At 74.8% G+C, this 13,301-nt stretch carries 12 protein-coding genes; 5 read left to right on the top strand and 7 right to left on the bottom strand.

Features of this window, described 5'->3' with window-relative positions; genetic code table 11:
- Positions 1-128 precede the first annotated feature (128 nt).
- The 3 genes from BS83_RS33260 to BS83_RS48005 form a co-directional block, all read right to left on the bottom strand.
- Positions 129-434, bottom strand: a complete 306-nt coding sequence (locus BS83_RS33260; protein WP_157597427.1) for a hypothetical protein — start codon at positions 432-434, stop codon at positions 129-131.
- Complete coding sequence (locus tag BS83_RS33255; RefSeq protein ID WP_037607133.1) at positions 431-817, bottom strand: cupin domain-containing protein; 387 nt, start codon at positions 815-817, stop codon at positions 431-433. The genes BS83_RS33260 and BS83_RS33255 overlap by 4 nt, the downstream gene beginning before the upstream one ends.
- Before the next feature lie 78 nt (positions 818-895).
- On the bottom strand, positions 896-4,051 hold the full coding sequence (locus BS83_RS48005) for an ATP-binding protein (RefSeq protein WP_037607132.1): 3,156 nt from the start codon (positions 4,049-4,051) through the stop codon (positions 896-898).
- 41 nt (positions 4,052-4,092) lie between these two features.
- On the opposite strand from BS83_RS48005, the gene BS83_RS48445 reads away from it, so the two are divergent.
- Both BS83_RS48445 and BS83_RS33240 read left to right on the top strand, forming a co-directional pair.
- On the top strand, positions 4,093-5,655 hold the full coding sequence (locus BS83_RS48445) for an HD domain-containing phosphohydrolase (protein ID WP_037610375.1): 1,563 nt from the start codon (positions 4,093-4,095) through the stop codon (positions 5,653-5,655).
- Positions 5,656-5,767: 112 nt separating this feature from the next.
- Entirely contained in the window at positions 5,768-6,448 is a 681-nt protein-coding gene (locus BS83_RS33240; protein ID WP_051944476.1) for a class I SAM-dependent methyltransferase, read from the top strand.
- Positions 6,449-6,459: 11 nt separating this feature from the next.
- Here BS83_RS33240 and BS83_RS33235 read toward each other — a convergent pair whose 3' ends face one another.
- Positions 6,460-7,260 carry a LysR substrate-binding domain-containing protein gene (locus BS83_RS33235; RefSeq protein ID WP_037607131.1) on the bottom strand — a complete coding sequence of 267 codons (801 nt, stop codon included), beginning with the start codon at positions 7,258-7,260 and terminating at the stop codon, positions 6,460-6,462.
- Positions 7,261-7,315: 55 nt separating this feature from the next.
- Here BS83_RS33235 and BS83_RS33230 point away from each other — a divergent pair, with 55 nt between their 5' ends.
- Complete coding sequence (locus BS83_RS33230) at positions 7,316-7,747, top strand: DUF5997 family protein (RefSeq protein ID WP_037607129.1); 432 nt, start codon at positions 7,316-7,318, stop codon at positions 7,745-7,747.
- Between the two features lie 13 nt (positions 7,748-7,760).
- Here the strand turns inward: BS83_RS33230 and BS83_RS33225 are convergent, their stop codons facing one another.
- Complete coding sequence (locus BS83_RS33225) at positions 7,761-8,375, bottom strand: TetR/AcrR family transcriptional regulator (RefSeq protein WP_037607128.1); 615 nt, start codon at positions 8,373-8,375, stop codon at positions 7,761-7,763.
- A 154-nt stretch (positions 8,376-8,529) separates the two neighbouring features.
- Here BS83_RS33225 and BS83_RS33220 point away from each other — a divergent pair, with 154 nt between their 5' ends.
- Together BS83_RS33220 and BS83_RS33215 are read left to right on the top strand one after the other, a co-directional pair.
- Complete coding sequence (locus BS83_RS33220; protein WP_051944475.1) at positions 8,530-10,104, top strand: APC family permease; 1,575 nt, start codon at positions 8,530-8,532, stop codon at positions 10,102-10,104.
- A 5-nt stretch (positions 10,105-10,109) separates the two neighbouring features.
- Positions 10,110-10,979, top strand: coding sequence for a carbon-nitrogen hydrolase family protein (locus BS83_RS33215; protein WP_037607127.1), 870 nt, complete (start codon positions 10,110-10,112; stop codon positions 10,977-10,979).
- 11 nt (positions 10,980-10,990) lie between these two features.
- Here the strand turns inward: BS83_RS33215 and BS83_RS33210 are convergent, their stop codons facing one another.
- Together BS83_RS33210 and BS83_RS33205 are read right to left on the bottom strand one after the other, a co-directional pair.
- Positions 10,991-12,517, bottom strand: coding sequence for a glycerol-3-phosphate dehydrogenase/oxidase (locus BS83_RS33210; RefSeq protein ID WP_037607126.1), 1,527 nt, complete (start codon positions 12,515-12,517; stop codon positions 10,991-10,993).
- Positions 12,518-12,608: 91 nt separating this feature from the next.
- Positions 12,609-13,253: a TetR/AcrR family transcriptional regulator gene (locus tag BS83_RS33205; RefSeq protein WP_157597426.1), complete on the bottom strand. Its 645-nt coding sequence runs from the start codon at positions 13,251-13,253 to the stop codon at positions 12,609-12,611.
- Positions 13,254-13,301: the final 48 nt, after the last annotated feature.

The raw sequence follows: 13,301 nt of genomic DNA, 5'->3' as shown, positions 1-13,301 counted from the left end.
CTGCTCGCCCGACGCGGGCCGGTTCGACGCGGGCCGGTCCGATGCGGGCCGGTCTGCCGCCCGCCGTTCTGCTGCTACGACCGTAGATCGTCAGGAGGTCCAGGGAGTAGTGCCAGTGCTGCCGTGGTTCAGTGGGCCACTTCGGAGATCCGGGCCGGGTCGACCACGACCTGGTGGATCTCGCCGACGGGGCGCAGCACGGGTGTGGGCAGGCCGGCCGCGGCGAGCGCGGCGGCGAACTCGGGGCTCGCGGCGAAGGACTCCATCTCGGACCTGGTCGGGCAGCTGTCCAGGACGGTGATGCCGGAGTCGTCGCTCAGGCAGAGGTGCAGGGCGAGTGCGTCGCTGGGGAACGCGGCGATCATCCGGTCGTAGCCGGCCAGCAGGCGCTGCGGGTCGCCGTCGAAGCGGTAGGAGCCGAGGTACATGGTCATGCCTCCTGGTGCTGCTGGGCCGCCGCCAGGTTCCGGCCGACGACGGCCATGGTCTCGCGCATGGCGGCCGTCGGGCTGAACTCGACGACCTCGGTGCCCGCGAAGACGAGCGGGACGTGGCCGGGCGCGCCGTAGTAGGCGTCGCCCGCGTGGTAGACCTCGTCGTGGTCCGGGTAGCGGAAGACCATCCGGCCCTTGAGCACCACGCCCCAGTGCGGGCTCTGGCAGGCGTCGTCGGGCAGGCCGCGGAAGAGCGGCGCGGGATCGACGTCCTGGTGGAACGTCTCGAAGCCGACGGTGTAGTCGTCGAGTTCGCTGTAGCGGCCCTCGACCGCCTCCTCATCGAGCAGGAGCGGTGCCTCGGGCTTGGCGGTGCGCGGCATGGTGACCTCCGGAACGGGGGGCGGAACGCGGACACCCGACAGGCGTGAGGTCCTACCGCACGATGTGAGGCGAGGGCCTCACAACTCCCACGGCCGTGGTGTCTCCGGCTCGTAGACGCAGAGGGTGCCGGTCCGGACGGAGGCGCGCAGATGCCGGGCGAGCTCCGGGTGGACCTCCGCGATCCGGTCCAGGGCCGCGCGGATCCTGGCGGTGACCGTGGTCCGCGCCCGTTCCGCGGCCGAGCCGCTGCGGCGGACCCGGCCGCCGAGTCCGTAGGCCGAGGAGAGCTGGCCGACCAGCGCGTCCCGTTCCCAGGCGACCCGAGCGGACCGCTCCAGATCGCCCACGGCGTCGGCCTCGTCCGCCTCCCGGTCGAGTTCGAGCAGCCGTCGACGGTAGGCGGCCCGGGCGGCGGCGTCGAGGGTGGGACCGAGGTCGCCGGCGGGGGAGAGACGGCCGGGATCGCCCTGCGGGCGGGCCTCGTCGGCGGGCCGGGGCGTGGCGGGCAGCGGGGTCAGCAGATCGAGGGCGGGGACGGGGCGGCCGGGAGCGGCCAGCAGTGTCGCCAGGTCGCGCAGGCCCTTGCTGTCCCGCAGCCGGGCCTCGCGGCCGGCGAAGCGGAGCAGCCAGAGCTCGCCCTCCTGCCGGAACGCGCGGTCAGGTCCCGCGTCGGACTGCCCGCCCGGAGGCCCGGCCCCGGCCGCCGTCCCCGCGGCGTGCCCGAGCAGCCCGGGCGCGCCGAGCGCCGTGGCCTGTTCGAGCGCGTCCGCGCGATGCCGGGCCGCGACCCGCTCCTGGCCGAGCGCGTCGGCCAGCACCGCCAGGCATCCGTGCACCGTGCCTCGGATCGCGGCCCCGATGCCCTCCACCACCAGCAGCCCGGCGTAGGGGGACAGCGCGTCGTAGAGCTCTCCTGCCGGTGCGACCGGGCCGGCCAACTCGATCGTCTCCACCGCCTGGGCGAGCATCGGCAGCCACTCGCTGTCCTTCGGCGCCTCGGACAACTTCGGGGCCACAGCGAGGAGTTGTTCTCGCGCCTCGGCCGTCCGGCCGAGCTGGGCGGCGAGCAGGGCAGAGCTGACCCTGGGCCAGAGCCCGCCCATCTCGTCCAGCGGCGGCATGGCGGCGAGGGTTCGTTCGACCTCCGCGAACTCGCCGCGCCCGGCCAGCAGGCACCAGCGCTGGGTGCCCGCCAGCATGGCCGCGTTGCCGCTGTCCGCCTGCCGCCCGAGCTCCTCGACCTGTGCGAGCGCGGCCAGGCAGTCCTCGCGCCGCCCGGCGAGGAGCGCGCGCATGCCCTGCCAGAGGGGGACGTACCAGCTGTAGAGCGGCTGGTGCAGCAGCCGCGCGCCGGCCGCGAAGGCGAGTGCCTCGGAGTCGGCCTCGACCAGCTCGCCCAGCTCCAGCAGGGCCACGAAGCGCAGCCTGCGACCGAGCAGCTCCAGGGTCAGTTCCGGCAGCGCGCGGGCCAGTTCGACGATCTCCCCGGCCCACCGGCGGCGGTCCGCGCAGTGGTCGGGACCGGCCTGGGCGTCGCAGAGGGCGGAGAGGGCGTAGCCGAGCGCGGCGCGGTCACCGAAGCGGCGGGCGGTCAGCACCGCCTCCTCGGCGAGGGCGAGCCGCTCGGACTCGGGGGCGCTGAACGAGGCGGCGACCGAGAGCCTGGCCGCGACCGTGGCGGCCAGACCTGAGGGCTCCAGCCGGGAGCGCGCCTCCCGCAGCAACTCGATCTGGGTGCGGTCCAGCAGCTCCACCTCGAATCCCGTCGCGCCCGCCCCCAGGCCGAGGGCGGCCTGCGCCAGCAGGTCGAATCGTCCGACGCCGCGGGCCAGGTCGGCCGCGCGCAGGAACGCCGCCCTGGCCGCGGCCCGGTCACCCGCGCCCAGTCGCGCGGAGCCGAGGGCGATCAGCAGGTCGGCGCGGTCCTCCGGCGGCAGTCCCGGCGCCTGGTCGGCCCGCTCGTACCAGCGGACCGCCTCCTCGTGGGCCAGGACGCCGACGGCCTCGTCGCCGGCCCGCCGCATCCAGGCGGCGGCCTGCGTCGGCTCGACGCCGGAGAGCAGCAACTGCCGGGCGACCGAGGCGGCCTCGACCTCCCGGCCGCGTTCGGCGAGCGCGGCCAGGATGCCCGCGGCCCGCCCGTGGAGCGCCTCGCGTTCGGAGGGCGCGAGCCCGGCGTGGACGGCCTCCTGGAGCAGTTCGTGCCGGAACCTGCCGAGGCCGATCCGGGTCGGGGCGAGCAGTCCGGCGTCCTCCGCGGAGGAGAGCAGGGTCCGCAGCCCCGGGAGCGGCACGCCGACGAGCTCCTGGAGGACGTCCAGCCGGAACCGGGGACCCAGCACGGACGCCGCCTCCACCGCGGCGACGCCCTCGGGCGGCAGCCGCCGCAGCCGGTCCAGGACGGCGGCGCGCACCGAGCCGGGGACGGACTCCGGGCCCGCGTCACGGAGGGCGTCGGGTGCGGGTCGTCCGTCGACCGGCCGTTCCGGGGCTCCGGACCGCCAGGCGCGCACCGCCTCCACCACGAAGAACGCCTCCCCGCCGGTCCGCTCCGCGAGCGCGTCGACCTCCTCGGGCCGGGCCGCCCGGCCCACCGCCGCGCCGACCAGCTCGGCGATGTCCGCCGGACGCAGCGGACCGACCGGCAGCGGACGGCTCCGCCGGACCAGCGCGGCCTGCTGCTCCTCCCGCCCGCTCCAGTCGGGCCTGGTGTCGCGCGCGGTGCCCAGCAGCAGGACCCGCCCGGTCCGGAGCGCCCCGGCCAGGTCGAGCAGCAGCCGCAGCGAGGACTCGTCGGCGTCGTGGAGGTCGTCCAGGACGACCAGCAGCGGTGTTTCGGCCGCGGAGAGCAGCAGCAGCTCCTGCACCTCCCCGGCCAGTCGCAGCCGGGCGCCGCCGGGGTCGCGGGAGCGCGAACCCGCAGGAGCCCGTCCGGCCAGCAGCGCGCGGAGCGTCGGCGAGGCCGACACCCGGCGGCCGCCCTCCTCGTCCAGGGCCGCCAGCGCGCGTACCACCTGGGCCCAGCCGCCCAGCGTCTGGTCCGCCGCGCACCAGGCCCACACGGACCTGAAGTCGGGGGCGCGCACCACGGTCTCGTCGGCCAGCCGGGTCTTGCCCGCGCCGGCGGGCCCGGTCAGCAGCACCAGCCCGCCGCGCCCGGCCCGCGCCGCCGCCAGCGCGTCGTCCAGCTCAGCCAGCAGCGGGCCGCGTCCGACGAAGGGGAAGACCTCCACAAATCGAGATTAGCCGGACGCCGGGGCGTAGCGTGGTGACGGTGACGAGCCGCGCGGACAGCGGAGCGGGGGTACGTCTGGCGGAGTTGGTCGCCGCGCTCTCCCTGGGCGTGGACCTGGGCTTCGGCCAGCCGATGGAGCACGTGCTGCGCCAGTGCCTGATCGCGCTGCGGCTGGCCGAGCGGCTGGGCCTGGACGACGACACCCGGATGGTCGTCTACTACACCGCCCTACTGGTCAATGTCGGCTGTCACTCGGACGCGCACGAGCAGGCGAAGTGGTTCGGCGACGACATCGCCCTGAAGGCCGGCAAGTACGCCCACGGGCAGCGCAGCCTGGCCGGCGCGGCGGCGGCGCTGCGGTTGATCGGCTCGGGCAATCCGCCGCTGCACCGGTTCAGGGTCGGCCTGGAGTTCACCCTCGGCGGGCGACGTGATCTCAACGGGATGATCAGCGGGCACTCCGCCCTCGCCCGCGAGCTCGCCCGCAGGCTCGGCCTGCCGGACAGCGTGCAGCGGGCGGTGGCCGCCTCCTACGAGCGGTGGGACGGGCGCGGCTGGCCCGGCGAGCTCAAGGGAGAAGCCGTGCCGCTGCCGGCCCGGCTCGCGCAACTGGCCGAGTACGTCGAGGTGGCGCACCGGATCGGCGGCACGGGCGCGGCCACCGAGCTGGCCAGGCGGCGGGCCGGCTCGCAGTTCGATCCGGGGCTGGCGGGAGAGCTGTGCCGGGAGCCGGAGGAAATCCTGGGCGGGCTGGACACCGCCCGCACCTGGGAGGCGGTGATCGGGGCCGAGCCCGCCCTGGGCGTCAGGCTCGGCGAGGAGGACTTCGAGGCGGCGCTGGTCGCGGTCGCCGACTTCGTGGATCTGAAGTCCCCGTACACGCTGGGCCATGCCCGCGCCGTCGCGCGGCTGGTCGAGGCGGCGGCCCTCGGGCTGCGGATGGATCCGGCCGAGGTGACGACGCTGCGCCGGGCCGCTCTGGTGCACGGCCTCGGGCGTCTCGGCGTCTCCAACGCCATCTGGGACAAGCAGGGACCGCTGGGCGCGGGGGAGTGGGAACGGGTGCGGCTGCAGCCCTATCTGACGGAGCGGATGCTCCGGCAGTCCCCGGCGCTCGCCCCCCTGGGGGCGGTCGCCGTGCAGTATCGCGAGCGGCTGGACGGCTCCGGCTATCCGCGCGGGCTGGCGGGCGGCGCGATCTCCTGGCCGAGCCGGATCCTGGGCGTGGCCGACGCGTACCAGTCGATGATCGAGCCGCGCCCGCACCGGGCCGCCCTGCAGGCGACCGAGGCCGCCGCGCAGCTGCGTGCCGAAGCCGCCGCGGGGCGGCTGGACGGGGAGGCGGTCGCCGCCGTCCTGGCGGCCGCGGGGCACCGTCCGGCCCGGCGCGGTGCGGGGCCCGCGGGCCTGACCACCCGCGAGATCGACGTGCTGCGGCTGCTGGCCCGCGGCTGCTCCAGCAAGGAGATCGCGGCACGGCTGGTGATCTCGCCCAAGACCGCGCGCAACCACATCGAGCACATCTACGCCAAGATCGGCACCTCGACCCGCGCCTCGGCCTGTCTCTTCGCGGTGCAGAACGGGCTGCTCCCGCCGCCGTGACCCAGCCGCCCTGACCCCGCCGCCGTGAAAGATGAGGCATCTGCCCCATGTGCCGGGCGCGGCACGGGCCTAGCGTCGTGAGAAGAACATCGGACCGTGAATCGAGGCAGCCATGGGTGTCAGAAGCACACTGTTCGCGGTGACCTACGACCGGCTGATGGCCAAGTCCGAGGAGCAGGGCCTGCGCGAGCTGCGCCGGCGGCTGATCGCCGAGGCCGGCGGCCGGGTGCTGGAGATCGGCGGCGGCACCGGCGCCAACCTCGCGCTCTACGGGCGGGGCGTCGAGTCGCTGACGGTCACCGAACCCGAACCGGCGATGGTCCGCCGGCTGGAACGGCACGTCCAGGAGCGGGGCTCGAACGCCACCGTGCTGCGGGCCCCGGCCGAGGACCTCCCCTTCGAGGACGACAGCTTCGACGTGGTCGTGTCGACGCTGGTGCTGTGCGGCGTGAGCGACCAGCAGCGGGCGCTGCGACAGCTCGGCCGGGTGCTGCGGCCCGGCGGGCGGCTGCTCTTCCTGGAGCACATGCGCTCGGAGGACCCGAAGCAGGCCCGCCACCAGGACCGGATGAACTGGCTGAACCGGCTGATGGTCTGCTGCGAGTGCAACCGTCCGACGCTCGACTCCGTCCGGGAGGCCGGATTCGTCGTCGACCACGTCGAGCGGGAGGTCTTCCCCGGGGCTCCGTCCTTCATCGGCCAGGCGGTGGTGGGCAGCGCCACGCTCCCCGCCCCGACCCCGTCCGGGCCGGGGGCGGGCACCGCCGTGCCGGAGACGGCCGCGGGCGGCTGACCGGCCGCGGATCAGGAGCGGCGGCCGGGCTTTCCGCGCTTGGGGGCTGCCTTCTTGGCGGTCGGCCTGCCCCGGCCGCCGCCCTGCTTCTGCCCGCCCTGCTTCTGGCCGCCTTGTTTCTGCCCGGCCTGCTGCGGGGCGGGCTTGCGGGCGGCCGGCTTCTTCGCGGCGGTGTTCGCCGCGGCGGCCGCGGTGTTGCCGCGGGAGCTGTTGACGGTCCGGCCGCGGACCACGCCGATGAACTCCTCGACCAGGTCGGTGGTCCGGTCCTCCAGCCAGGCCAGCGCGACCTGCGACTGCGGCGCGTCGGCCAGCGGACGGTAGGTGAGGTCCCTGCGGTGGTGCAGCCGGGCCAGCGACTGCGGGACGATCACCACGCCGACGCCCGCCGCGACCAGCTCGACGGCGTCCCGCGTGGTCGCCGGCCGCTCCTTCGCGGCCAGACCGGGCAGGCTCTCCCAGACCAGGGCGTCGTCCTGCGGGTGCAGCACGAGCTCCTCGGCCAGGTCGGCGAGGCCGAGCTCGGCCGCCTCGGCGTCCTCGGCCAGCCGGTGGTCCTTGGGCAGGACGACCACGGTGGTCTCGGTGTAGAGCGGGATGGCGTGCAGGCCCTGGCGGTCGACCGGCAGCCGGACCAGGCCCGCGTCGGCGGTCTCCGCGCGCAGCGACGCCTCGGCCTCGCCGGCGGGGACCAGAGCGAGGCTCAGCGGGGTGCCGGGGAGGCGTTCGTTCCAGACGCGCGCCCACTTGGAGGGCGTCACTCCCGGGACGTAGGCGAGCCGGAAGGAGGCTGGTTCGGGTGTGTCCGTCACGGGGCCAGGTTACCGGCTGTGACCAGCGGGGTCGCGCGCTCGCTACCCTTGACCCATGACATCCGCCAAGTCCAGCCAGACGATGAAGCCCGCGACCGCCGCCAAGAAGCTCGGCGTGTACCTCGGCGCCACGCCCGCCGAGTTCCAGGAGGGCGTGGTCTCCCGCGAGGAGCTGACCGCCCTGCAGACCGAGCCGCCGCAGTGGCTCGCCGACCTGCGCCGCAACGGCCCGCACCCGCGTCCGGTGGTGGCGAACAAGCTCGGCATCACCGTCTCCGGCCTGGGCCGCGCGGGCCTGACCGAGCCGCTCACCACCGAGCAGATCGACGCGATCAAGGAGGAGAACCCGCTCTGGCTGCAGCACGAGCGGGCGAACCAGGTGGACGTCCGCAAGGAGACCGTGCGGATCAAGGAGAAGCACGCCGCCGAGGCCGCGAAGAAGGCGCAGTCCCCGAAGGCACAGACCCCGAAGGCGCAGACCCGCTGATCGGACGCACCGCTCAGGATGTGGCGGACCGGCCGGGGTCGTGGCCGGTGACCGCGCGGGCGTACGAGTGGAGCGCCGCCAGCACCTCGGCGCGGGTGCGGCGCCCCGCCAGGATCTCCATCTGATAGCCGTCCTCCAAGGCGACGAAGTTGGCCGCGAGCAGCCGCGGCGGGTCCAGGAGGACGAAGTGGCCCTGGGCCTCGCCCAGGACCAGGACCGAGGCGTAGACCGCGATCTGACGCTCGGTCAACGCGCTGTCGAGGGCGGCGGCCTTGGGGTCGCGCAGGCAGCGCGGCCAGTACTCGAAGAGCAGCCGGGTGAGCGCGTCCTCCGGGCCGGAGGCCGGACCGTTCTCGATGCAGGCGGCGAGCTTCTCGCGGGCGTCGGTGAAGCGGTCGGCCGCCTGCTCGCGTTCCAGGCTGAAGCGCTCGATGGCCTGCTGGTAGGTCGCGTGGACCAGGGCGTCCAGGTCGCCGTAGTAGAGCACCGCCGCGGGCGTGACCCCGGCCTCCTCGGCGATGTCGCGCAGCCGCAGCCCCTCCAGTCCGCGCACCAGCAGGGCCCGCTGCACGGCCGCGCTCAGTTCGGCCCGGCGGGCCTCCTTGCTGCCGCCCTTCTTCGCAGGCATCGCTTCCCTCTCGTCCGATCGGCTCGGCCGACGTGACCGGCTGCCTGTCGCCGATTTTAACAAGCCGACTCCAGCTCTTGACAGTCGTCCGGCTCGCTTCTTAAATCCACGTTTAACAAACGTGCCTCCGAGCCCGACGTCAGGAGCCCCCGCCATGACGCTGCACCCGACCGCCGCCGACGCGAGACCCGACGCCGCCCCCGACAGCCGGCCCCCCGACAGCCGGGGCAAAGGCCTGCGCAGCGGTTCCGTGGGCCTGCTCGGCGCCGTGGCCCTCGGCCTCTCCTCCGTGGCTCCCGCCTACAGCATCGCGGTGACCCTCGGCCTGGTGACGCTGGTCGTCGGGCAGCTGGCCCCGGCCGCGCTGCTGGTCGGCTTCGTGCCGATCCTGCTCACCGCCTTCGCCTTCCGCGAGCTCAACCGGGAGATGCCCGACTGCGGCACCACCTTCGTCTGGACCACCAGGGCCTTCGGCGCCCCGACCGGTTGGCTGGCCGGCGGCTGGGTGCCGCAGACGGCCACGCTGATCGCGATGACGGCGCTGTCCCAGGTCGGCGCGGTCTACCTGCTGCAGGTCCTCGGCCTGGACGGACTCGCGGGGAGCAGCGTCGCGGTCACCGCCACCGCGCTGGCCCTGCTCGCCGCCGGGACCTTCGTCGCCCGCCGCGGCGTGCAGATCGCCGCCTCGGTGCAGTACGTGCTGCTGGCGCTGCAGCTGATCGCCCTGTTCGGCTTCGGCGCCGCCGCCTTCGTCCGGCACGGCGCGGCGACGCCCTCACTCGCCTGGCTGAACCCCTTCGCCTTCGGCGGGGCCGGGTCGTTCGCCGAGTCGGTGCTGCTCTGCCTCTTCATCTACTGGGGCTGGGACGCGCTGATCACCGTCAACGAAGAGACCAGCGACGCGGACAAGGTCCCCGGACGGGCCGTGCTGGTCTCCACCTTCGTGCTGCTCGGCACCTACCTGTTCACCGCCTTCGCCGCGATCGCCTTCGCGGGCACCGGCGCCACCGGCCTCGGCCTGGGCAACGCCGCCAACGCGACGGACGTGCTGGCCACCCTCGGGCCGCCGGTCGTCGGCGCCGCGCTCGCCGTCGTGGTGAAGCTCGCCGTCTGCGTCTCCGCGGTGTCGGCACTGCTCACCTGCCTGGTCAGCAGCCCGCGCGGCTCGCTGTCGATGGCCGCCCACGGAGCCCTGCCCGCCGCCTTCGCCCGGATCCACCCCCGATACCGCACGCCCGCCTTCGGCACGGTCTTCTTCGGGGTCGCGGCGGGGGCGCTGCTGGTGCTGCTCGACCTCGTCTCCGCGGCCTTCCTGGGCGACGCGATCCTCTCCGTCGGCCTGCTGATCGCCTGCTACTACGGGGTCACCGCGCTCGCCTGCGTCCGGTACTTCCGCGGCAGCCTGCGCAGGTCGCCGCGCGACCTGCTGCTGAAGGGCGTGCTGCCGCTGCTCGGTGGGCTGATGATGCTGGCAGCCTTCGCGCGCAGCGCCTACGACATGATCGAGCCCGGCTACGGCAGCACCTCGTTCGACGGTGTCGGCGGCGTCTTCCTGCTGGGCGTCGGTTCCATCGTCCTGGGCGCCGTGGTGATGCTGGCCGTGCGCGCCCGGTTCCGCCCCTTCTTCCGCGACGGCCGCACGGCGGTCGTCGCCCTCACCGTCACCGATCCGACCGTCACCGATCCGACCGGCACCGACCCGACCGACACCGACCCGACCGAGGACTGAACAGCATGCGTACCCTCGCCATCGCCGCCCTGCAGACCGCGCCCGTGGCGCACGACCTGGAGGCGAGCTGGCTCCGCTTCGCCGAGCAGGTGCGGACCACCCGGGCGCTCTTCCCGCACGTGCAGCTCGTGGTGGTGCCCGAACTCTTCCTCGCCGCCGAGGGGCCGCTGCTGCGCCCGGCTCCCGACGACTGGATGGAGCGGGCCGCCGTCGGCGTGCCCGGGCCGCTGACCGACCGGCTGGCCGCGCTCGCCGTGGAGACCGGCCTCTGGCTGGTGCCCGGCACCGTCTTCGAGCGCACCCCGGAGGGGGTGATCCACAACACCGCCCTGGTGATCTCGCCCGAGGGCGCGATCGTCGCCCGCTACCGCAAGGTCTTCCCCTGGCAGCCCTACGAGGCGGCGGAGCCCGGCGACGCGTTCACCGTCTTCGAGATGCCCGGCGTCGGCACGGTCGGGCTGGCCATCTGCTACGACGGCTCCTTTCCCGAGACGATGCGTCAGCTCGCATGGCTCGGCGCGGAGGTGGTGATCCAGCCGACGCTGACCACCACGCGTGACCGCGAGATGGAACTGGTCTGCGCCCGGGCCAACGCCTGGACCAACCAGCTCTACGTGGTCAACGTCAATGCCGCCGACCCGGCCGGGGTCGGCGCCAGCGCGATCGTCGACCCCGAGGGCATGGTCCGCCAGCAGGCCGGGAGCGGCGAGGAGGTGCTGGTCGACGTGCTCGACCTGGACGCCGTCACCCGGGTCCGCCGCTTCGGCTCGGCCGGGATCAACCGGCCCTGGAGCCAACTCGCCCGCTACGGGTCCTCGATCGAGCTGCCCATGTACGGGGGCACGTTCCGCACGCCGGAGTGGGCCGAGGGCTGAGCGGGTACCCGCTACCGGGTCAGCGCCTGCTCAGCCGCCGGCAGGGCGGCGGCGCGGGTGGCCGGGGAGAGGCCGAGCCGGCTGCGCCGGTCCAGCAGGTCGCCCGTGTCGAGCGCGCCCTCGTGGCGGACCGCGAAGAGGAGTTCGGCGGCCGTGGTGTCCGTGCCGGGCGCGACCGGGCGCAGCAGCTCCGGGTCGCCGTCGGCCTCGGCCAGGACCGCCGGGGCCTCGACGCCGTAGCGCTGCACCAGGCGCAGCGGCGCGTCCACCCGGGCCAGGGTCTCCCTGTCGGCGGCCCCGACCAGCGGCAGCGAGCGGGTGCGGCAGGGGGCGGCGGTGCGGCCGGAGGCGGCCAGCGCGGCGTCGAGGGCGTCCTCGGCCATCCGGCGGTAGGTGGTGAGCTTGCCGCCGACGACGGTGACCAGGCCGTCCGGGGCGGTCAGCACCGCGTGCTTGCGGGAGACGTCGGCGGTGCGGCCGGCGCCGGTGTCCAGCAGCGGGCGCAGACCGGCGAAGGTGCCGAGCAGGTCGTCACGGGTGAGCGGGGCGCGCAGCGCGGTGTTGATGGTGCGCAGCAGGAAGTCGATCTCGTCGTCGGTGGCCTGCGGGACGTCGGGGATCGGCCCCGGCGCGTCCTCGTCGGTCAGGCCGACGTACACGCGCCCGTCGGGCGCCGGCAGCGCGAAGACGAAGCGGTTGGTCTCGCCGGGGATCGGCACGGTGAGCCCGGCGCTGAGTCCGCCGAACGACTCCTGGCGCAGGACCAGGTGCGTGCCCCGGCTGGGCCGCAGCGTGATGCCCGGCGCGAGCGAGCCGGCCCAGACGCCGGCGGCGTTGATCACCATCCGCGCCGCGACGGTGAAGGACTCGCCGCTGAGCTCGTCGCGCAGGGTGGCGCCGCGCCCGGTCGCGTCCGTGGCCGAGCAGCGGGTCAGCACCTTCGCGCCCAGCCCGGCGGCGGTGCGCGCGAGAGCGGTCACCAGCCGGGCGTCGTCGGTGAGTTGGCCGTCCCAGAAGACCAGTCCGCCGCGTAGTCCGGCCGCGGCGACGGTCGGCGCGTATCGCAGGACCTCCGCACGGGAGAGGCGGCGCGAGCGCGGCAGGGTGGCGGAGGAGGTGCGGGCGGCGACGCGCAGCGCGTCGCCGGCCAGGAAGCCGACCCGGACCAGGGCGGACTCCGCCCGGCCGGTGCCGGGGAGCAGCGGGACGACCTGCGGCAGCGCGCGGACCAGGTGCGGGGCGGTGTGTTCGATCAGGATGCCGCGCTCGACGGCGCTCTCGTGGGCGATGCCCACGCTGCCGGAGGCGAGGTAACGCAGTCCGCCGTGCACCAGCTTCGAGCTCCACCGGCTGGTGCCGAAACCGAGGTCGTGCTTCTCGGCCAGCACGACGGAGAGTCCGCGCGCGGCGGCGTCCAGGGCGACGCCCGCGCCGGTCACGCCGCCCCCGATGACCAGGACGTCCACCGGTTCCGCGGCGGGGTCGCGCAGGGCGGCCAGTTCGGCGGTGCGGCGGGCGGCGTTGAGGGAGGAGTTCACGGCGAGGGTCCTGTCTGCCTGGGCCGGGGACCGGCGCGGTTCAGGGGGCGGCGCGGTTCAGGGAGCGGCGTGGTTCAGCGGGCGGCGTGGATCACGGGGCGAGGTAGCGGTCGAGCAGCAGGCGGAGCTCGGCGTCGAGCCGGTCCAGTTCCGGGCCCTCGCCCTCGGGGGCGCCCGCGAGGACGGGACCGGTGAGGGTGAAGGACCAGGCCGTCAGCAGCACCGAGTGCGCGAGCAGGGCCGGATCGGCGTCACGGACCGAGCCGCCGGCGATGGCGGTGCGGAGGCCGGCCTCCAGCATCGCGAGCTGGTGGTTGGTGTTCGTGCCGCGCCGCTTGAGCAGGTACGGGGTAAGGAACTCGGGGTCAAGCTCGACGATCGTGCGCAGCAGCGGGTGTGTGCGGATGGCGCGGGCGAGCAGCACGACGCCGTCGACCAGACGCGCGCGGGAGACCTCGGTGTGGGCGTCCGCGGGGAACGCCTGCTCGGCGAGGGTGACCCAGGCCCGGGTGGTGAGCGCGGCCAGCACCTCGCGCACCGAGCCCCAGCGGCGGTAGAGCGTGGCGCGGGATACGCCGGCCTGCCGGGCGAGGTCGGCCATGGTCATCCGCTGCGGACCGATCGTCAGCAGCAGGCGGTAGGCCGCGTCGAGGATCTGCTCCTCGGGGATGGCGTTGGCCGCCCGCAACTCTGCCTTGGGCGAGTCTTCGGCGGGGCTGTTGATTCGCTGCGACATCACATGTAGAAGTGTATCAGCGGCCTGCTCGTCGTCGGCTGCCGCATC

The sequence above is a fragment of the Streptacidiphilus rugosus AM-16 genome (assembly GCF_000744655.1).
In the GTDB taxonomy this organism is placed as follows: Bacteria; Actinomycetota; Actinomycetes; order Streptomycetales; family Streptomycetaceae; genus Streptacidiphilus; species Streptacidiphilus rugosus.
Note: the sequence above shows the minus strand (reverse complement) of the source record. Positions and strands in the feature narration are given on the sequence as shown.

Excerpts from the sequence above, each read along its gene's own strand:
- BS83_RS33260 (WP_157597427.1), bottom strand. The coding sequence starts at position 434 with ATGACCATGTACCTCGGCTCCTACCGCTTCGACGGCGACCCGCAGCGC.
- BS83_RS33255 (WP_037607133.1), bottom strand. The coding sequence starts at position 817 with ATGCCGCGCACCGCCAAGCCCGAGGCACCGCTCCTGCTCGATGAGGAG.
- BS83_RS33240 (WP_051944476.1), top strand. The coding sequence starts at position 5,768 with ATGGGTGTCAGAAGCACACTGTTCGCGGTGACCTACGACCGGCTGATG.
- BS83_RS33230 (WP_037607129.1), top strand. The coding sequence starts at position 7,316 with ATGACATCCGCCAAGTCCAGCCAGACGATGAAGCCCGCGACCGCCGCC.
- BS83_RS33225 (WP_037607128.1), bottom strand. The coding sequence starts at position 8,375 with ATGCCTGCGAAGAAGGGCGGCAGCAAGGAGGCCCGCCGGGCCGAACTG.
- BS83_RS33220 (WP_051944475.1), top strand. The coding sequence starts at position 8,530 with ATGACGCTGCACCCGACCGCCGCCGACGCGAGACCCGACGCCGCCCCC.
- BS83_RS33215 (WP_037607127.1), top strand. The coding sequence starts at position 10,110 with ATGCGTACCCTCGCCATCGCCGCCCTGCAGACCGCGCCCGTGGCGCAC.
- BS83_RS33205 (WP_157597426.1), bottom strand. The coding sequence starts at position 13,253 with ATGTCGCAGCGAATCAACAGCCCCGCCGAAGACTCGCCCAAGGCAGAG.